General features: G+C 65.2%; 15 protein-coding genes and 2 pseudogenes. 6 read left to right on the plus strand and 11 right to left on the minus strand.

Annotation, left to right across the window (positions count from 1 at the left end):
• Positions 1-37: 37 nt before the first annotated feature.
• From NTD88_RS17245 to NTD88_RS17265, 5 genes are all read right to left on the minus strand, one after another.
• Entirely contained in the window at positions 38-943 is a 906-nt protein-coding gene (locus tag NTD88_RS17245; protein WP_262155790.1) for a LysR family transcriptional regulator, read from the minus strand.
• A 173-nt stretch (positions 944-1,116) separates the two neighbouring features.
• Complete coding sequence (locus NTD88_RS17250; protein ID WP_262155789.1) at positions 1,117-2,091, minus strand: Bug family tripartite tricarboxylate transporter substrate binding protein; 975 nt, start codon at positions 2,089-2,091, stop codon at positions 1,117-1,119.
• A 35-nt stretch (positions 2,092-2,126) separates the two neighbouring features.
• The gene (locus NTD88_RS17255) at positions 2,127-3,629 is read right to left on the minus strand and encodes a tripartite tricarboxylate transporter permease (protein ID WP_262155788.1); all 1,503 of its coding nucleotides are present in this window, start codon (positions 3,627-3,629) and stop codon (positions 2,127-2,129) included.
• Positions 3,630-3,638: 9 nt separating this feature from the next.
• Positions 3,639-4,124, minus strand: coding sequence for a tripartite tricarboxylate transporter TctB family protein (locus tag NTD88_RS17260; protein WP_256587890.1), 486 nt, complete (start codon positions 4,122-4,124; stop codon positions 3,639-3,641).
• An 86-nt stretch (positions 4,125-4,210) separates the two neighbouring features.
• Positions 4,211-5,293: an LLM class flavin-dependent oxidoreductase gene (locus NTD88_RS17265; RefSeq protein ID WP_262155785.1), complete on the minus strand. Its 1,083-nt coding sequence runs from the start codon at positions 5,291-5,293 to the stop codon at positions 4,211-4,213.
• Positions 5,294-5,548: 255 nt separating this feature from the next.
• On the opposite strand from NTD88_RS17265, the gene NTD88_RS17270 reads away from it, so the two are divergent.
• Both NTD88_RS17270 and NTD88_RS17275 read left to right on the plus strand, forming a co-directional pair.
• Positions 5,549-6,157, plus strand: a complete 609-nt coding sequence (locus NTD88_RS17270; protein ID WP_262155784.1) for a cysteine dioxygenase — start codon at positions 5,549-5,551, stop codon at positions 6,155-6,157.
• The gene (locus NTD88_RS17275) at positions 6,154-7,737 is read left to right on the plus strand and encodes a rhodanese-related sulfurtransferase (protein ID WP_262155783.1); all 1,584 of its coding nucleotides are present in this window, start codon (positions 6,154-6,156) and stop codon (positions 7,735-7,737) included. Before NTD88_RS17270 ends, NTD88_RS17275 begins: the two co-directional genes overlap by 4 nt.
• A 111-nt stretch (positions 7,738-7,848) precedes the next feature.
• On the opposite strand, the pseudogene NTD88_RS17280 reads toward NTD88_RS17275, so the two are convergent.
• From NTD88_RS17280 to NTD88_RS17290, 3 genes and pseudogenes are all read right to left on the minus strand, one after another.
• Positions 7,849-7,971, minus strand: a pseudogene (locus NTD88_RS17280) (LysE family translocator); the annotation flags it as partial.
• A gap of 14 nt (positions 7,972-7,985) precedes the next feature.
• Positions 7,986-8,099 (minus strand): annotated as a pseudogene (locus NTD88_RS17285) (IS5/IS1182 family transposase); the annotation flags it as partial.
• 33 nt (positions 8,100-8,132) lie between these two features.
• The gene (locus tag NTD88_RS17290; protein ID WP_262155781.1) at positions 8,133-8,612 is read right to left on the minus strand and encodes a GNAT family N-acetyltransferase; all 480 of its coding nucleotides are present in this window, start codon (positions 8,610-8,612) and stop codon (positions 8,133-8,135) included.
• A 572-nt stretch (positions 8,613-9,184) separates the two neighbouring features.
• Between NTD88_RS17290 and NTD88_RS17295 the strand changes: the two genes are divergently transcribed.
• Positions 9,185-10,543, plus strand: coding sequence for an 8-oxoguanine deaminase (locus NTD88_RS17295; RefSeq protein ID WP_095159649.1), 1,359 nt, complete (start codon positions 9,185-9,187; stop codon positions 10,541-10,543).
• A gap of 131 nt (positions 10,544-10,674) precedes the next feature.
• Positions 10,675-12,189, plus strand: a complete 1,515-nt coding sequence (locus NTD88_RS17300; RefSeq protein WP_262130134.1) for a nucleobase:cation symporter-2 family protein — start codon at positions 10,675-10,677, stop codon at positions 12,187-12,189.
• Positions 12,190-12,316: 127 nt separating this feature from the next.
• Here NTD88_RS17300 and NTD88_RS17305 read toward each other — a convergent pair whose 3' ends face one another.
• From NTD88_RS17305 to NTD88_RS17315, 3 genes are all read right to left on the minus strand, one after another.
• Positions 12,317-13,357, minus strand: a complete 1,041-nt coding sequence (locus NTD88_RS17305) for an NADP(H)-dependent aldo-keto reductase (RefSeq protein ID WP_262155780.1) — start codon at positions 13,355-13,357, stop codon at positions 12,317-12,319.
• A 77-nt stretch (positions 13,358-13,434) separates the two neighbouring features.
• Positions 13,435-14,397, minus strand: a complete 963-nt coding sequence (locus NTD88_RS17310) for an aliphatic sulfonate ABC transporter substrate-binding protein (protein WP_262155779.1) — start codon at positions 14,395-14,397, stop codon at positions 13,435-13,437.
• Between the two features lie 16 nt (positions 14,398-14,413).
• Positions 14,414-15,379, minus strand: a complete 966-nt coding sequence (locus NTD88_RS17315) for an ABC transporter substrate-binding protein (protein WP_262155778.1) — start codon at positions 15,377-15,379, stop codon at positions 14,414-14,416.
• Positions 15,380-15,679: 300 nt separating this feature from the next.
• Here NTD88_RS17315 and NTD88_RS17320 point away from each other — a divergent pair, with 300 nt between their 5' ends.
• Both NTD88_RS17320 and NTD88_RS17325 read left to right on the plus strand, forming a co-directional pair.
• Positions 15,680-16,876, plus strand: coding sequence for an acyl-CoA dehydrogenase family protein (locus NTD88_RS17320; protein WP_262155777.1), 1,197 nt, complete (start codon positions 15,680-15,682; stop codon positions 16,874-16,876).
• Complete coding sequence (locus NTD88_RS17325) at positions 16,873-17,817, plus strand: D-isomer specific 2-hydroxyacid dehydrogenase family protein (protein ID WP_262155776.1); 945 nt, start codon at positions 16,873-16,875, stop codon at positions 17,815-17,817. The genes NTD88_RS17320 and NTD88_RS17325 overlap by 4 nt, the downstream gene beginning before the upstream one ends.
• Positions 17,818-17,828: the final 11 nt, after the last annotated feature.

Here is a 17,828-nt window from a genome sequence, read left to right on the forward strand (position 1 = left end):
GAACCGCACCTCGACGCCAAGGATGGGAGCACGGCGCTTATTCGACGTGAACGTGCTCGACAAGAAAATCCAGCACCGCGCGCACCCGCAGCGGTACATGGCCATCCTGGCCGACGAACACCGCGTGGATCTCTTCCAGGTCCCCGGGGTTGAACGCTTCCATCACCGGCACCAGCCGCCCGGCGGCGACGTCCTCGCGCACCCGGAACAACGCCAGCCGCGCCAGCCCGCTGCCATTCAGCGCCAACAGGCGCAGCGCCTCGCCATCGCTGGCCTGGACACTGCCGTGGGTAACGATCTTCACCACCTCGCCGCCGTCCAGCAACGGCCAGCCGTTATAGGCCCGCCGGTAATTGGCCGTCAGCAGGTTGTGACGCTGCAGCGCGGTCGGGCTGTCCGGCATGCCATGGCGTTGCAGATAGTCCGGCGAGCCGACGATCACCATGGGCGTCTGCCCCAGCTTGCGCGCCACCAGGCTGGAATCCTTCATCGGCCCCGCGCGCACGGCGATATCGGTGCGCTGACCGAGCACATCGACCACTTCATCGGTGAGCACCAGATCCAGCATCACCTGCGGCAGCCGCTCGGTCATCAACGGCACCAGCGGCAGCAAAAAATGCCAGGCGAACGCCAGGTTGGCGTTGATCCGTACCCGGCCACGGGGCGCGTCCTGCGACGCGACGTTGCGCTCCAGCTCATCCAGATCGGCGAGCAGGCACACGCCGCGCTCGTAATAGGCGCGGCCTTCCTGAGTCAGGCTCAATTGCCGGGTGGAACGGTTGAACAGCCGCGAACCCAGACGGGTTTCCAGGCGCGCGACCAGCTTGCTCACGGCGGAAGGCGTCATACGCAGATCCCGCGCCGCCGCCGAGAAACTGCCCGTCTCCACCACCCGAACCAACACCTCCAGCTCGCCAGAGCGATTGATATCCAGGCGCGCCATGCGTGCTTCACCCTGTCGCAAAAGGGCAAGCGTAGCCGGGTGATGGGGGCGCGGGCAGAGGGGCTTTACTGAAAAGTGTTTTCAGAAAAGCCGAAATCTGCCTCGCGGAGCCTGAACAGTAGGAGCGAGCTTGCTCGCGATCTCAGGCACCCCGCCGCTCCCCCTATGGAACCTCACTCCAACGTGATTTTCCCCGCCTCGATCACCTCCCCCCAACGGGTGTTGTCCTGCGCAATCAGTTCGGCAAAGCCTTCAGGCGAGCTGTGTTCGACGCTGATGCCGTTCTGGCTGAAGCGCTCCGCAGTCTGCGGCGCTTTGGCGATGACCTCGATGGCGTCGCTCAATTTCTGCACCAGTTCCGGCGCCGCGCCCTTGGGCAGGACGATGCCGAACCAGCCGGAAGCAACGAACCCCGGCAACCCGGCTTCGGTGGCGCTGGGCACATTCGGCAGCAAGGGCGAGCGCTCGGCGCTGCTCAGGACCAGGCCCTTGAGCTTGCCGGCCTGGATCTGCGGCGCGAGCACGGTCAGGGTGTCCACGGCGACGTCGATTTCGCCGCCGAGCAAGCCGGTCACCGCCGGCGCGCTGCCTTTGTACGGCACGTGCAGCAGGTCGGCGCCGGAGAGGTGCTTGAGCAGTTCACCGGACAAATGGCACAGCGTGCCGTTACCGCACGACGAGTAGCTCAGCGCGCCCGGATGGGCCTTGGCCTCGGCGATCAGGCCCGCCAGCGAGTCGATCTTGCTGCTGGCCTGGACCGCGACCACGTTGGGCACCGACGCGACGACGGCGACCGGCACGAAGTCTTTCTTCCAGTCGTAGCGCAGGTCTTTTTGCAGGTTGGGCAGGATCGCCAGTTGCCCGGCGGTGGCCAGCGACAGGGTGTAGCCGTCCGGCTTGGCCTTGGCCACGGCCTCGGCGGCGATGGCGGTGCCGGCGCCCGGTTTGTTGTCGACCACCACGGGCTGGCCGAGGGAAGCCGAGAGTTGCTCGGCGTAGTAGCGGCCGACGGTGTCCGCCGCGCCACCGGGCGGGAACGGCACGATCAGGGTCACGGCGCGGCTCGGGTAGGTGTCGGCCTGGGCCAGGCCGGTGATGCCCAGGGCCAGGGCGGCCAGGGCGAATTTCAGGGGTTTGGCGAGTTTCATGGGCGGTTCCTGGAACAGAGGGATCGGAGAAGGATTCAGTCTTCGCTGAAGGCCACCTGACGGGTGGCGCGAACCCGTGGCGAGAGCATCAGCACCACCACCAGCACGCAGACGATCAGCAGGGTCAGGCTCAGGGGACGGGTGACGAACACGGTCGGGTCGCCCCGCGAGAGCAGCATTGCCCGGCGCAGGTTTTCTTCCATCAGCGGGCCGAGCAGGTAGCCCAGCAGCAGCGGCGCCGGCTCGCAGCGCAGCTTGATGAACAAGTAGCCGAGCAGGCCGAAAGCAACGGTGAGCAGCACGTCGAACAGGCTGTTGTTGACGCTGTACACGCCGATGCAGCAGAACAGCAGGATCGACGGGTACAGCAGGCGATACGGCACCGCCAGCAAGCGCACCCAGATGCCTACCAGTGGCAGGTTGAGCACCAGCAGCAACAGGTTGCCGATCCACATGCTGACGATCAGGCCCCAGAACAACTCGGGACGGTCGTCGATCACCTGCGGGCCGGGGACGATGCCGTGGATCATCATGGCGCCGGCCATCAGCGCCATGACCGCGTTGGACGGCAGGCCCAGTACCAGCATCGGGATAAACGAAGTCTGCGCGCCGGCGTTGTTCGCCGACTCGGGGCCGGCGACGCCTTCGATGGCGCCCTGGCCGAAGCGCTCGGGCTGTTTCGCCAGGCGCTTTTCCACCATGTACGAGGCAAACGAGCCGAGCATCGCCCCGCCGCCGGGCAGCACGCCCAGCAGCGCGCCGAGGCCGGTGCCGCGCAGGATCGGTTTCCAGCTCCGGCGGTAGTCGTCTTTCGACGGCAACAGGCTGCCGACCCGCGCCACCCGCGGCACGCCGCCGTGGTCGCGCTCGAGGTTGGCGATGATTTCGGCGATGCCGAAGATGCCCATGGAAATCACCACGAAACTGATGCCGTCGCTCAACGCCGGAATGCCGAAGGTGAAGCGCTCGACGCCGGAATTGACGTCGGTGCCCACCAGCCCGAGCAGCAACCCGAGCAGGGTCATGGCCACGGCCTTGAGCACATCGCCCTGGGCCAGCACGATCGCCGCCACCAGGCCGAGCAGCATCAGCGAGAAATATTCCGCGGGGCCGAATTTCAGCGCGACTTCCGCCAGCGGCGTGGCCGCGGCGGCCAGCAGCAGGATCGCCAGGCTGCCGGCGATGAACGAACCGATGGCGGCGATCGCCAGCGCCGCGCCCGCCCTGCCCTTGCGGGCCATGGCGTGGCCGTCGAGGCAGGTGACCACCGAGGACGACTCACCCGGCAGGTTGACCAGGATCGCCGTGGTCGAGCCGCCGTACTGCGCGCCGTAATAGATACCCGAGAGCATGATCAGCGCGGCGGCCGGGGTCAGGCCGTAGGTGATCGGCAAGAGCATGGCGATGGTCGCCACCGGCCCCAGGCCCGGCAGTACGCCGACCAGGGTGCCGAGGGTGACGCCGAGCAGGCAGTACAGCAGGTTGTTCAGGGTGAAGGCGGCTTCGAGGCCGATGCCGAGGTGGTCGAGCAATTCCATGATCCGTCCTCAGACCGGCCAGGCCGGCAAGTTCAGGCCGAGCCCGTAGGCGAACACCAGCACACTGAACAGCCCCAGCACACAGCCGAGCACGGTCAGTTCGGCGAGGTTGGCGCGGCGCCGGGCCAGGCCACTGAGCAGGGTCATCAACAGCGTCGAAAGCCCGAGGCCAAGGCTCGGCAGGAGCAAGGCGAACGCCACCACGCTACCGCCGATGGACAGGCCCACCCGCGCCTGGAACAACTCGCCGAGCGCCACCCGCTCGCGGGACAGCGCCAGCCCGCGCACCAGCAGGGCAACGCCCAGTCCGCACAGGGCCAGGCTCACCAGCCAGGGAAAATAGCCGGCGCCCATGCGCATGGCGGTGCCGGTGGCGTAGTCGCCGCCGATCACCAGGCCGGCGCTGCCGAAACCGAGAAACAGCAGGCCGGCGAGGACCTCGCGGGCATCGAGAAGCAGGGATCGCGCTTGAGTGGTGCGCAGAGCATCGGACACGGAACATCTCCAGGTGCCTTGGCAAGGCACGGTGGCGGACGATCCGCGCGTGCGGTCTCGTGGGTTTCAGCGTGAAAGAAAGACAATCAGGCGCCGCGTTGTGCCTCGCGGGCGGCGACCTTGGCGCGGGTCAGCGGCAGCAGTTCGCGGCCGTAATCCTCGGCGTCATTCACCGGGTCGAAGCCACGAATGAGGAAGGTGGTCACGCCAAGGTCGTAGTAGGCCAGCAAGGCGTCGGCCACCTGCTCCGCGGTGCCCACCAGCGCGGTGGAGTTGTGCCCGCCGCCAACCAGCGCGGCGATGCCGGTCCACAGGCGTTCGTCGACCCGCTCGCCCTGGGCGACGGTGTCCAGCAGGCGCTGGGCGCCGACGCTCTGCGGCTTGTTGGCGATCACCGGGCCGGAGCGCTCCAGGCGCTGGCGGGCCGTGGTGAGGATGGCGTCGGCCTTGGCCCAGGCGGCCTCTTCGGTCTCGGCGATGATCGGCCGGAACGACACGCTGAACTGGATTTCGCGACCGTGCCGGGCCGCTTCGGCGCGCACGGCGGCGATGGTCTCGCGGGTCTGCGCCAGCGACTCGCCCCACAGCGCGAAGACATCGGCGTGCTTGCCGGCCACTTCCAGCGCCGCCTGCGACGACCCGCCGAAGTACACCGGCAGGTGCGGTTTCTGCAGCGGCTTGATCGCCGAGAAGGCGTTCTGCGCCTGGTAGTGCGTACCGTGGTGGTCGAACGGCTGCTCCGCGGTCCAGACCTTGCGCACCACGTCGAGGAATTCATCGGTGCGGGCGTAGCGCTGGTCGTGCTCCAGGTAGTCGCCGTCCTTGCGCTGCTCGCCGTCATTGCCGCCGCTGATTACGTGCACCGCCAGGCGGCCATCCAGCAGGTGTTCCAGCGTCGCCAGCTTGCGCGCGGCCAGAGTCGGGGCGACGAAGCCGGGGCGGTGGGCCAGCAGAAAGTTGATGCGCGAAGTCGACAGCCCGGCCAGTGCGGTGACCAGAAAACCGTCCGGCTGATCCGACCAGTAGCCCACCAGCAGACGGTCGAAACCGGCGTCCTCGTGCACCTGGGCAAAGCGGGTGATGTACGCCTTGTCGAAGATCGGGCCGCTGGCGTCGAGGGTTTCCGAAGACAGGCGATGGCCGATCATGCCGATGAATTGAACGCTCATGCTGGGGGCTCCTTGAGGCGGATGAGAAAGCTTGATGGTTATAGAAGGCGCTTTCTTCAAAACGAACGCTTATAAGCTAACGATCAGCTCCTCCGTTGTGAAATTCTTTTCCGGCATAAGCTAATATAAAAAATAAAGAATAATATTTGATCTTTAAAATTCTCTTTACGCATATTAGCTTATGCAGAATTTGAATTTTGAGAATCATCTGGCGGTTGCTAGGGTTCTCGAAAACCGCAGCCTGAGCCCTGAATCATGACCGAACCGCTACGCCTGGACCGCCTTCGCCAGTTCATCGGTAACCTCGCCGAATTGCTCGACCAGGAAACCGAGGAAGCCGCCATTCTCGACCGTGGCCAGAACCTGTTGCAGCAACTGGTCGCTCACGACGACTGGCTGCCGGAGGAACTGGCGCAACCCGATCCGACCCGTTACCAGCAGTTCCTGTTGCATGCCGATTCGCGTCAGCGCTTTTCCGTGGTCAGCTTCGTCTGGGGCCCGGACCAGAGCACGCCGATCCACGACCATCGGGTCTGGGGCCTGATCGGCATGCTGCGCGGCGCCGAATATTCGCAAGGCTTCGCCCGCACCGACAGCGGCGCCCTGATCCCGGCCGGCGACCCCGTGCGCCTGGCGCCGGGCCAGGTGGAAGCGGTATCGCCACGCATCGGCGACATCCACCAGGTCAGCAACGCCCATGACGATCAGGTCTCCATCAGCATCCACGTTTATGGCGCCAACATCGGCGCGGTAAAACGGGCCGTCTACCTCGCCGACGGTAGTGAAAAGCCCTTTATCTCCGGCTACTCAAACACCCGCTTGCCCAATATCTGGGACCTGTCCAAAGAGAACCCCGCCCCATGAGCACCGCGACTACCCGCTCCTACGCCGAGCTGCGCCAGCACTTGCTGGCCAAGCATGAACTCGCCCTGATCGATGTGCGCGAAGAAGCGCCCTTCGCCTTGGAGCACCCGCTTTTCGCGGCCAATATTCCCTTGTCGAAACTGGAAATCGAGGTCTATGCCCGGGTGCCCCGGCGCGACACGCCGGTGACCGTGTATGACGACGGCGAAGGCCTTGCCGCCCTCGCCGCCGAACGCCTGCTGGCCCTCGGTTACACCGATGTCGCCGTGCTCGAAGGCGGCCTCGCCGGCTGGCGCGAGGCTGGCGGCGAACTGTTCCGTGACGTCAACGTGCCGAGCAAGGCCTTTGGCGAACTGGTCGAAAGCCAGCGCCACACGCCGTCGCTGGCGGCCGAGGAAGTCCAGCAGTTGCTGGACGACAAGGCCGATGTGGTGGTGCTGGACGCGCGCCGTTTCGACGAATACCAGACCATGAGCATCCCTGGCGGCATCAGCGTGCCGGGCGCTGAGCTGGTATTGCGTGTCGCCGAACTGGCGCCGGATCCGGCGACCCGGGTCATCGTCAACTGCGCCGGGCGGACCCGCAGCATCATTGGCACTCAATCGCTGGTCAACGCCGGCATCCCCAACCCGGTCTCGGCCCTGCGCAACGGCACTATCGGCTGGACGTTGGCCGGGCAGAAACTGGCCCACGGTCAGTCGCAGCGCTTCGCTTCCGTCAGCGCCGATACCCGCGCCAGCGCGGCCAGCCGTGCCCGCGCCGTGGCCGATAAAGCCGGCGTGGCGCGTCTGTCCAAAGGCGGCCTGCAAGCCTGGCAGGCCGAGACCCACCGCACCACCTACCTGTTCGACGTACGCACACCGGAGGAATACACCAAGGCCCACCTGCCGGGCAGCCGCTCGGTGCCGGGCGGGCAACTGGTGCAAGAGACCGACCACAGCGCCAGCGTGCGCGGCGCACGGATCGTGCTACTGGACGATGACGGCGTACGCGCCAACATGAGCGCCTCGTGGCTGGCGCAGATGGGTTGGCAGGTCGCGGTGCTCGACGGTCTGGAAGCGGCCGACTTCAGCGAAACCGGCGAGTGGCAAGTGCCGCTGCCCGCGTTGCCGCAACCGCCGTCGATCCAGTCCGCGCAACTGCAGACCTGGCTGGACGAAGGCGACACCGTGCTGCTGGACTTCACCACCAGCGCCAACTACGTGCAGCGGCATGTTCCGGGCGCGCACTGGGCGATTCGCGCGCAACTGGCGCAGGCGCTGGAAAATCTGCCGGTGGCTGAGCGGTATGTGGTCACCTGCGGCAGCAGCCTGCTGGCGCGCTTTGCCGCCGTGGACTTGCAGGCGCTGACGCGCAAGCCGGTGTTCTTGCTGGAAGGCGGCACGGGTCGCTGGATCGCCGAAGAACGTCCGCTGGAACATGGCGAAACGAGCCTTGCGGTACCGCGCAGTGACCGTTATCGCCGCCCGTATGAAGGCACCGATAACCCGCGTGAAGCCATGCAAGGGTATCTGGATTGGGAGTTTGGTCTGGTCGAGCAGTTGGGGCGGGATGGGACTCACGGGTTTTATGTGATTTGAGTGGAGGGAAAGGCGTTTCGCCAAGGCCATCAGGTGCATGACGGAAGTCTTCTGCACCAATGAAATCGAGCGCCGCACCAACGGCGCTCGATTTTTGGGAATCACGACCAGTCAAGCCTGCTGCATGAACGCCAGACGCGCCGCAAAACCAATCAGCAATCCCCCAAACAGCCAGCGCTGCATGCGCTGCGCTGTCGGGTTCCGCTCAAGCCAACCGCCGATCCAGGTTCCAGAAGCTCGTAACGGCACTAGGCTCTGTTTGAAAACAGGTGTCGCAGACACCGCATGACACAGGCCAGCGAGACCATCGCGCCATAACTTTTTGCGAGCTTGTCGACGCGTGTCACGATTCGGCGGTTCTGACAGAAAATCGCCACGCTGCTGACCAGTTCTGTTCAATCACCCGCCCAAACCATCGTCTGCACCACGATATGCGGATGACTGTGCAAAGGCTCCCACTCATCAATAAACGAAAAACCCAGCTTCAAATACAAATTCGCGGCCCTGGCGTTCTCAGGCGAGACGTTCAGAAAGACCCGTTCATACCCACGCTCCAGAGCCCGAGACTTTACCGCCTCTACCAATAGCGCCGCCGCTCCTGAACCCCGACCCACGGGCACGACCCACATGCCAATCAGGTTAAAGCGCCCCGCGTCACTAATCGCAGCGCCAATCATGCCAATGGGTTCGTCGCCGTCAAACGCCAACCAGAATTGCGTTCCCTGCGAAGACGCACGCTCTTGCCACTGTTCATCGGTGTAGGCGGCAGCCGTCTGGTGACTCACGCCAAATGCGGTGGGTGCATCAAGAAGCGCGGCGAGACGGACGTACTTCAGAAGCCTCCAGTCTTTTGTTTCGGTGAGTCGGATGTGCACGAGCGGTCGTTCTCCATAACATTTCAATTCACTGGGTCGCCCGAACCAGGGGCCTGATGCGGGCAACGATCTGAACGGCCCACTGTAGCCGAACCCGCTCTGCACCCGTTACACCCGTCGGGTAGCAGCGCCCCTCGGAAAGCCCGTCACCCGATTTCTTGTATACAAAATAAAAAAATCCTGTTTACACTAATCCACGCCTACGACATCGGTAATCGCCGATGCGTATTGCGACGGTCTTAGCCATGCAACACCGACACTTGCTCGCCCCCCTCGAGCGTCATCTCCGAATGTCGTTCATGCCAGTCCCCCTCCTCGTCCCTTTGGCTACGGCCAATCGCGACTCGCAGGACGGCCCGGACCTGTTACCCAATACCTTTCGTCACCGCCTGAGCCCGCCAAGGACATCTCCTTGCGCCGAGCCCAAGCGTGCGTTCGCGCACTGATCGAGCCCGCCGGCAACGCCGTATTCCCATACAGCGCCGGGCGGCACGGGCTTTGCTCGGGTCGCTGACCGGGTGCCGGTACACATTCCAGCTGAAAACAAGACTCCCAACAGGAGAGGAACACCCATGCCCAAGACATTACTGGTCAAGAACGCCGAACTTCTGGTGACGATGGACGGCGAACGCCGCGAGATCAAACGCGGCGGCCTGTACATCGAGGACAACGTGATCAAGCAGGTCGGCCCCAGCGATGAGCTGCCGCAGCACGCCGATGTGATCCTGGACATGACCGGCAAGGTGGTCATCCCCGGTCTGGTCAACACCCACCACCACATGTACCAGAGCCTCACCCGCGTGGTGCCCGCGGCGCAGGACGGCGAACTGTTCAATTGGCTGACCAACCTGTACCCGATCTGGGCACGGCTGACGCCGGAAATGATCGCGGTGTCGACCCAGACCGCGATGGCCGAACTGATTCTGTCGGGCTGCACCACCTCCAGCGACCACCTGTACATCTACCCCAACGGTTGCAAGCTGGACGACAGCATCCACGCCGCCGGGGAAATCGGCATGCGCTTCCACGCCGCGCGCGGCAGCATGAGCGTCGGCCGCAGCCAGGGCGGCCTGCCGCCTGACTCGGTGGTGGAGAAGGAAAGCGACATCCTCAAGGAGTCCCAGCGCCTGATCGAGGATTACCACGACGCCAGCCATGGCTCGATGCTGCGCGTGGTGGTTGCGCCTTGCTCGCCGTTCTCGGTCAGCCGCGACCTGATGCGCGAAGCGGCGGTGCTGGCGCGCCAGTACGGGGTGTCGCTGCACACCCACCTCGCGGAGAACGTCAACGACATCGCCTACAGCCGCGAAAAATTCGGCATGACCCCCGCCGAGTACGCCGAAGACCTCGGCTGGGTCGGCCATGACGTCTGGCACGCCCACTGCGTGCAGCTCGACCAGCATGGCATCGAGCTGTTCGCCCGCACCGGCACCGGCGTCGCCCACTGCCCGTGCTCGAACATGCGCCTGGCCTCGGGCATCGCGCCGATCCGCAAGATGCGCGACCACGGCGTGCCGGTCGGCCTGGGGGTCGACGGTTCGGCGTCCAACGACGGCGCCAGCATGATCGGCGAAGTGCGCCAGGCCCTGCTGCTGCAGCGCGTCGGTTTCGGCCCGGATGCGATGACCGCTCGCGAGGCGCTGGAAATCGCCACGCTGGGTGGCGCCAAGGTGCTCAACCGCAATGACATCGGCGCCCTGGCGCCGGGCATGATCGCCGACTTCGTGGCCTTCGACCTGGGCCATGTGTCCTACGCCGGCGCCCATCACGACCCGCTGGCGGCGCTGGTGTTCTGCACGCCGACCCAGGTTCACACCAGCGTCATCAACGGCCGCGTGGTGGTCAAGGATGGTCGCATCACCACCATCGACCTGCCGCTGGTACTCGAACGCCACAACCAACTGGCCCGCCAGTTGGTCATCGGCGAATAACCCACCCCGGTCGCTGCGCCCGCAACGGCGCAGCAGCCGGATCACTGCTGCCTTGCCTTCACCGTATTCATCCCGTGCGACTGAGACCGTGCTGTTAGACGCATCAAAAAAACAAAAGCGAGCTATTCACCATGACTTCTCCTGCTTCATCCCTCCCGGAAGACGAGAACCTCGGCGTCGGCGCCAACCTGGCCTACGGTCTTCAGCATGTGCTGACGATGTATGGCGGCATGATCGCCGTGCCGCTGATCATCGGCCAGGCGGCCGGCCTGAGCGCCACCGATGTGGGCCTGCTGATTGCCGCGTCGCTGTTCGCCGGTGGCCTGGCCACCCTGCTGCAGACCCTCGGCATCCCCTTCTTCGGCTGTCGCCTGCCGCTGGTGCAAGGGGTGTCGTTCGCCAGCGTCGCGACCATGGTCGCCATCATCGGCAATAACGGTACTGGCGGTCTGTCAGTGGTGTTCGGCGCGGTGATGGTGTCGTCGTTCGTCGGCCTGCTGATCACGCCGGTGTTCTCGCGAATCATCAAGTTCTTCCCGCCGCTGGTCACCGGGATCGTGATCACCACGATCGGCCTGACCCTGATGCCGGTCACGGCGCGCTGGGCCATGGGTGGCAACAGTCAGGCCGCCGACTTCGGCAGCACGGCCAACATCTCCCTGGCGGCGTTCACCCTGGCCACGGTGTTGCTGCTGAGCAAGCTGGGCAGCGCCAGCCTCTCGCGCCTGTCGATTCTGCTGGCGATCCTTATCGGCACCCTGGTGGCGATGGCCTTTGGCATGGCTGATTTCTCCAAGGCCTTCGACGGTCCGCTGGTGGCGTTGCCCGGCATCCTGCCGATGGGCGCTCCGGAATTTCAGCTCGCGGCCATCCTGTCGATGCTGATCGTGATCGTCGTGACCATGGTCGAAACGTCGGCGGACATTCTCGCCGTCGGCGAAATCATAGACACCAAGGTCGACTCCAGACGCCTCGGCAACGGTCTGCGTGCCGACATGATTTCCAGCGCCCTGGCGCCGCTGTTCGGCTCGTTCACCCAGAGCGCCTTTGCGCAGAACGTCGGTCTGGTGGCGGTGACTGGCGTCAAGAGTCGCTACGTGGTGGCCTATGCGGGGATGATTCTGGTGGTGCTGGGGTTGCTGCCGGTGATGGGGCGACTGGTTGCCGCCGTGCCTACCGCGGTTCTCGGTGGTGCCGGCGTGGTGCTGTTCGGCACCGTCGCGGCCAGCGGCATTCGCACCTTGGCGCAGGTCGACTATCGCAACAACATGAACCTGATCATCGTGGCCACCTCGATCGGCTTCGGCATGATCCCGATCGCCGCGCCGAGCTTCTATCACCACTTCCCGGCCTGGGTCGAAACCATCTTCCACTCCGGCATCAGCTCGTCAGCGATCATGGCGATCCTGCTCAACCTGCTGTTCAACCACCTGCGGGCTGGCAATTCGGACAATCAATCAGTGTTCGCCGCTGCCAGTGAGCGCACCTTGCGCTACACGGACATCTCCGGCCTGAACGATGGCGATTTCTTCCGCGACGGCAAGCTGTTTGACTGCGACGGCAAGGAAGTGCCGATCGTGGAAAGCGACGAGGCGCATGAGCAAGGTCATGCGCCGCGTAAACGGAGTGTCGAGCAGGTGCACTGAGCCAGCCTGTTCTCTGTAGGAGCGAGCTTGCTCGCGATGCGTCAGTGAGTTGACTGAGGCATTCGCGAGCAAGCTCGCTCCTACAGGGGGGGCCGGCATACCTACAGGAGGGGCCGGCGTATTTCTGCTACGGCGCAGGGTTCGGCTGTTCTACGTGGATCGCTTCGATCCCGCGCAGCAACTCTTCGGTCAAGTTCACCTCAACGCTGTCCAGGTTGCTGTGCAACTGCTCAAGGGTGGTTGCGCCGATGATGTTGCTGGTCACGAACGGGCGGCTGGTGACGTAGGCCAGCGCCAGTTGCGCCGGGTCAACGCCGTGCTCCTGCGCCAATGCCACATAGGCTGCGGTCGCACGTTCCACCTGCGGATTGTTGTAGCGCTGGAAACGATCGAACAGGGTCAGGCGCGATTTCGCCGGCTGCGCGCCGTTCAGGTATTTGCCCGACAACACACCAAACGCCAGCGGCGAATAGGCCAGCAGGCCGACTTGCTCGCGAATGGAGATTTCCGCCAGGCCCACTTCGTAGCTGCGGTTCAGCAGGCTGTAGGGGTTCTGGATCGACACCACGCGCGGCCAGCCACGGGTCTCGGCCAGATGCAGGAAACGCTGCACGCCCCACGGCGTCTCGTTGGACAGGCCGATCTGGCGTACCTTGCCCGAGGCCACCAGGTCGGCCAGCACTTCCAGGGTGTCTTCGATGGCGACGGCTTCATTGTCGTCAGCGTCGTGCACGTAGCCAAGCTGACCGAAGAAGTTTGCCTGGCGATCCGGCCAGTGCAGTTGATAGAGGTCCAGGTAATCGGTCTTCAGGCGCTTCAGGCTTTCTTCCAGCGCCGCGGTGATGTTGGCGCGGTTGAGGCGGGTATTGCCGGCACGGATGTGGTCGATACGGTGCGGGCCGGCCACTTTGCTCGCCAGTACCCACTGGTCGCGGCCACCGAAACGCTCGAAGTAGTTACCGATGATCCGCTCGGTTTCGCCGTAGGTCCGGGCGATCGGCGGCACCGGGTACATCTCGGCGGTGTCGAGGAAGTTGACCCCGGCCTCGCGGGCCACGCGGATCTGTTCGAAGGCTTCAGCCTCGCTGTTCTGCTCGCCCCAGGTCATGGTGCCGAGGGCGATGGCGCTGACTTCGATTCCGCTGTTGCCCAGTTGACGCTTTTCCATGAATCACTCCTTGGTTGATAACGGCGAAGGCCGCTGGCACCCCGAGAGGTGCCAGCGGCCCTGGATCGGTGACGGTATCAGCGCTGCACGGCGGGCTTGAAAAGCTCCACGGCGCTGGCGTCGATCTTGCGCGGCAGCAGGCCCTGGGCAAAGAACACATCGGCGATCTGCTGCTGCTCGGCGAGGTTGTCGGCCTGCACCGGCTGCACATCATAACTGCGTCGGCCATTGGCTTGCTCGACCGTGGCCACATCCAGGTTACCCCACAGCGGCCCGAGCACCTTGGCGGCATCGGTCGGGTTGGCCTTGATCCACTTGCCCGCGTTGCTCAGCGAGTTGAACAAGGTGTTGAGCACTGCGGGGTGGGCCTTGGCGTAGTCGCTGGACGCCAGATAATAGCGCTGATAGTTGGACAGGCCCTCGCCATTGCTCAACACCCGCGCATGTTGCTGACGCTGGGCGCTGGCGACGAACGGGTCCCAGGTGACCCAGGCATCCACCTTGCGGTTCTCGAATGCGGCACGGCCATCGGCCGGAATCAGGTAGGCCGGCTGAATGTCGCTGAAGTTCAATCCGGCCTTGGCCAGGGCCTGGATCAGCAGGTAGTGGCTGCCGGCGGCCTTGGTCACAGCGATCTTCTTGCCCTTGAGGTCGGCCAGGCTTTTCAGCGGCGAATCGGCCGGCACCAGAATGGCCTGGGCCAGCGGCGACGGGGTCTCCCGGGCGAAGTAGGTCAGCTTGGCACCCGCGGCCTGGGCGAACACCGGCACGGTGTCGGCGACGTCCGCCGAGACATCGACGTTGCCCAGGTTGAGCGCTTCGAGCAGCGGAAGACCACTGGCGAATTCATGCCAGGAGACAGTGATGCCCTGCCCGGCCAGTTGCTTTTCCAGATCGCCCTGGGCCTTGAGCAGGGTCAGCAGGGTCGAGGATTTCTGGTAGCCGATGCGCAGGGTTTCTTCGGCGCTGGCCGTGCCGACAAGACTGGCGCCAAGCACCACGGCGGCGGCCAGCCGGTACAGACGCTGGAATGGAATCATGCGGGAAGCTCCGGTTTCAGGGGGTTTTAGTCAGGGCGGCGGCGGCCGGCAGGACGAAGCCGCTGGCAAAGGTCGGTTTCACATCGAGGCGTTCGGCGATCAGGCCATGGGCCTGGTAGAAGTCAGCGGTTTCCTGCTGCTCGCCGATGGTCTTGGCGTCTACCGCCTGCCAGCGCAGTTGCCGGCGTTCGAACTGCAGGCGCGCGGCTTCCACCGGGAAGCCGATGATCTGCGCCAGGGTTTTCGAATAGCTGTCGAGGTTGTGGTTGGCCCAGTCCTGGGCCTTGGCCAGGCGTGTCAGGTAATCCTGCAGGGCTTCGCGGCGGGCCGGGTCATCGAGGGCTTTGTCGGTGGCGGCGAGAAAACTGTTGCCACTGGACAGGCCGCGGCCATTGACCAGCACCCGGCCCTGCCCGCTCAACTCGGCCAGCGCGGTGTAGGGTTCCCAGGTGGCCCAGGCATCCACCGAGCCGTTGGCCAGGGCGACCTTGGCGTCCACCGGGCCGAGGAAACGGAACTCCACGTCTTTCTCGGTGAGACCAGCGCTGGCCAGGGCCTTGAGCGCTACATAGTGGCCGATGGAGCCGCGTCCGGTGGCGATGCGCTTGCCCTTGAGGTCGGCGGCCGTTTTCAGCGCCGACTTCGGTTCCACCAGCACCGCGGTGCCGTAGGCATCGGATTTGTCCACGGCGATGGCCTTGACCTGCGCCCCGGAGGCCAGGGCGAACAGCAACGGCGCGTCGCCGATGATGCCGGCATCGATCGCCCCGGCATTCAATGCCTCGGCCAGCGGTGCGGCGGCGGGAAACTCGGCCCAGCGGATGTCATAGGGCAAATCACGCAGGGCATCGGCGGCTTCCAGTTGGGCGCGCATGTTGCCTTTCTGGTCGCCGATGCGCAGTTCGAGGCGGTCGGCGGCCAGCACCTGGCCGGCCAGCAGCACGGCGGCGCCAAGCGCCAGAATTCGTTTGAAAGGGATCATCGCGGACACTCCTTGGAGGCTGGACTACAGCCTGTTGTCAGGTTCTGGGTTCCATCCGCCATGTGTCGCGAATGTCAGCAGACTGTACCGACACCTAGATAATCAGTGAAATGCATTTTGGTCATAACCTAATATGCGAACAATTTTTCATTCTCGCCATTAGCTTAGAACCATAAAGAATTTTACATAGCACTTTGCCAAGCATACGGTCATAAGCCCCACCGGCATGGATCCGCTGTCCCGGGTGGGTGAACGGCGCTCCTCGGGGGCGCTCCCTGCGTCTTATGCGATGAGTGCCTGATGAGCCAGTCTTCCGCCACTGCTGTCCCGCTGCACCGGCCGACCCCGTCGGACAGTGCCCCGTCCGGCCTGGACCCGGTCGTGCTTTCGACCATCACCCGCGAGCTGGCGGCCAGTGCCGCCGACTACGACCGCAGTGGTGCCTTCCCCGCCGCCAACTTCGCCCTGCTGCAACGCCATGGCCTGCTCGGCTTGACCGTGCCGAAGGCGCTGGGCGGCGGCGGTGCCGACCTGCCCAGCGCACGCAAGGTGATTGCCGCGGTGGCCAAGGGCGAGCCGTCCACCGCGCTGATTCTGGTGATGCAGTACCTGCAGCATTTCCGCTTGCAAGACGACCAGCGCTGGCCGGCCCACCTGCGCGAGCGACTGGCCCGCGAAGCCGTGGAGAACGGCGCGCTGATCAACGCCTTCCGCGTCGAGCCGGAACTGGGCACCCCGGCCCGTGGCGGCCTGCCGGCGACCATCGCCCGGCGCACCGCCGACGGCTGGCGGCTGTCCGGGACCAAGCTCTACTCCACCGGCAGCCATGGCCTGGAGTGGTATCTGGTGTGGGGCCGCAGCGATGACGCCGACCCGTTGGTGGGCGGCTTCCTGGTGCACAAGGACACGCCGGGCATCCGTATCGTCGATGAATGGGACCACCTCGGCATGCGCGCCACCTGCAGCCACCGCGTCGAATTCGACAACGTGCTGCTGCCCCTCGACCACGCCGTCTCGGTCAGCCCGGCCAGCGCGCCGCGCCCGGAGCTGGACGGCGAAGGCCTGGTGTGGATGGCGGTGTTGCTGTCGAGCATCTACGACGCGGTGGCCCAGGCCGCGCGCGACTGGCTGGTGACCTTCCTGCGTGAGCGGGTGCCGTCCAACCTCGGCCAGTCGCTGGCCAGCCTGCCGCGCTTCCAGGAGCGGGTCGGACGCATCGAAACCCTGCTGTTCGCCAACCGCAACCTGCTGGACTCTGCCGCCGCCGGCCTGGTCGAGCCGAAGAACGCCGGCCAGCTCAAGCAACTGGTGACGCAGAACGCGATCCAGGCGGTGGAACTGGCCATCGAGGCCACCGGCAACCCCGGCCTGTCGCGCCATAACCCGCTGGAACGGCACTACCGCGACGTGCTGTGCAGCCGCATTCACACCCCGCAGGACGACGTGGTGTTCCACGGCACCGGCCGCGCGGCCCTCAGCGAGGAAGCAAGCCAATGAGCACCATCAGCGTGATCGCCAGCCAGCTCGACGCGCAGGCCAACGACTACATTCGCCAGCAACTGCCCGAGCACCGGGTGCTGGACCTCTCGCCGGATCAATTCAATGCCGAGCGCGCCGACGTACTGATCGTGCGTCCGATCAACGTGCGTGGCCGTCGCGTCGATCAGCCGCCTGCGGGCTGGCCGTGGTCGCTGCGCTGGGTGCAACTGGTGTCGTCGGGCATCGACTTCTATCCCGACTGGCTGTTCCAGGGCCCGCCGGTCACCAGCGGCAAGGGCAGCAATGCCGAGCAGGTGGCCGAGTTTGCCCTGGCGGCGATTTTCTCGGCGGCCAAGCAGTTGCCGAACATCTGGGTCAAGGACGACGACTGGAGCTTCACCCCGCTGCAACCGGTGCGCGGCAAGACCCTCGGCATCCTCGGTTTGGGCAGCATCGGTCGCGCCCTCGCCGCCAAGGGCCATGCCCTGGGCCTGCGGGTGATCGCCCTGGGCCGGCCGGGCCAGGCGCTGGAAGCCGGCGTGCCGGTCGAGGCGGTGGCTGACCTGCACCAGTTGTTCGCCGAGTCCGATCATCTGGTTATCGCCGCGCCCCTCACCGCCCAGACCCGTGGCCTGATCAACCGTGACGTGCTGGCCAGCGCCAAGCCCGGCCTGCACCTGATCAACATCGCCCGCGGCGGCCTGCTCGACCAGCAGGCCCTGCTCGAAGGGCTGGAAGCCGGCTGGATCGGCCGCGCCACGCTCGACGTCACCGAGCCCGAGCCGCTACCCGCCGGCCATCCGCTGTACAGCGACCCGCGGGTGTTCATCTCGCCACACACCTGCGCCATTTCCACCGAGGGCATCCGCGGCTTCGCCGAGGATTTCGTCGAGAACTTCCGCCGTTATCACCAGGGCGAAGCGCTGCGCAATCTGGTGGACCACCAGCGCGGCTACTGAACCTGAACCCT

Source organism: Pseudomonas sp. 20P_3.2_Bac5, from assembly GCF_025466035.1.
Lineage (GTDB): Bacteria > Pseudomonadota > Gammaproteobacteria > Pseudomonadales > Pseudomonadaceae > Aquipseudomonas.

What these genes read in the sequence shown, in the direction of transcription:
- NTD88_RS17255 (WP_262155788.1), bottom strand. Translation starts at nt 3,629, where the DNA reads ATGGAATTGCTCGACCACCTCGGCATCGGCCTCGAAGCCGCCTTCACC.
- NTD88_RS17250 (WP_262155789.1), bottom strand. Translation starts at nt 2,091, where the DNA reads ATGAAACTCGCCAAACCCCTGAAATTCGCCCTGGCCGCCCTGGCCCTG.
- NTD88_RS17300 (WP_262130134.1), top strand. Translation starts at nt 10,675, where the DNA reads ATGACTTCTCCTGCTTCATCCCTCCCGGAAGACGAGAACCTCGGCGTC.
- NTD88_RS17270 (WP_262155784.1), top strand. Translation starts at nt 5,549, where the DNA reads ATGACCGAACCGCTACGCCTGGACCGCCTTCGCCAGTTCATCGGTAAC.
- NTD88_RS17295 (WP_095159649.1), top strand. Translation starts at nt 9,185, where the DNA reads ATGCCCAAGACATTACTGGTCAAGAACGCCGAACTTCTGGTGACGATG.
- NTD88_RS17265 (WP_262155785.1), bottom strand. Translation starts at nt 5,293, where the DNA reads ATGAGCGTTCAATTCATCGGCATGATCGGCCATCGCCTGTCTTCGGAA.
- NTD88_RS17315 (WP_262155778.1), bottom strand. Translation starts at nt 15,379, where the DNA reads ATGATCCCTTTCAAACGAATTCTGGCGCTTGGCGCCGCCGTGCTGCTG.
- NTD88_RS17325 (WP_262155776.1), top strand. Translation starts at nt 16,873, where the DNA reads ATGAGCACCATCAGCGTGATCGCCAGCCAGCTCGACGCGCAGGCCAAC.
- NTD88_RS17310 (WP_262155779.1), bottom strand. Translation starts at nt 14,397, where the DNA reads ATGATTCCATTCCAGCGTCTGTACCGGCTGGCCGCCGCCGTGGTGCTT.
- NTD88_RS17275 (WP_262155783.1), top strand. Translation starts at nt 6,154, where the DNA reads ATGAGCACCGCGACTACCCGCTCCTACGCCGAGCTGCGCCAGCACTTG.
- NTD88_RS17305 (WP_262155780.1), bottom strand. Translation starts at nt 13,357, where the DNA reads ATGGAAAAGCGTCAACTGGGCAACAGCGGAATCGAAGTCAGCGCCATC.
- NTD88_RS17320 (WP_262155777.1), top strand. Translation starts at nt 15,680, where the DNA reads ATGAGCCAGTCTTCCGCCACTGCTGTCCCGCTGCACCGGCCGACCCCG.
- NTD88_RS17245 (WP_262155790.1), bottom strand. Translation starts at nt 943, where the DNA reads ATGGCGCGCCTGGATATCAATCGCTCTGGCGAGCTGGAGGTGTTGGTT.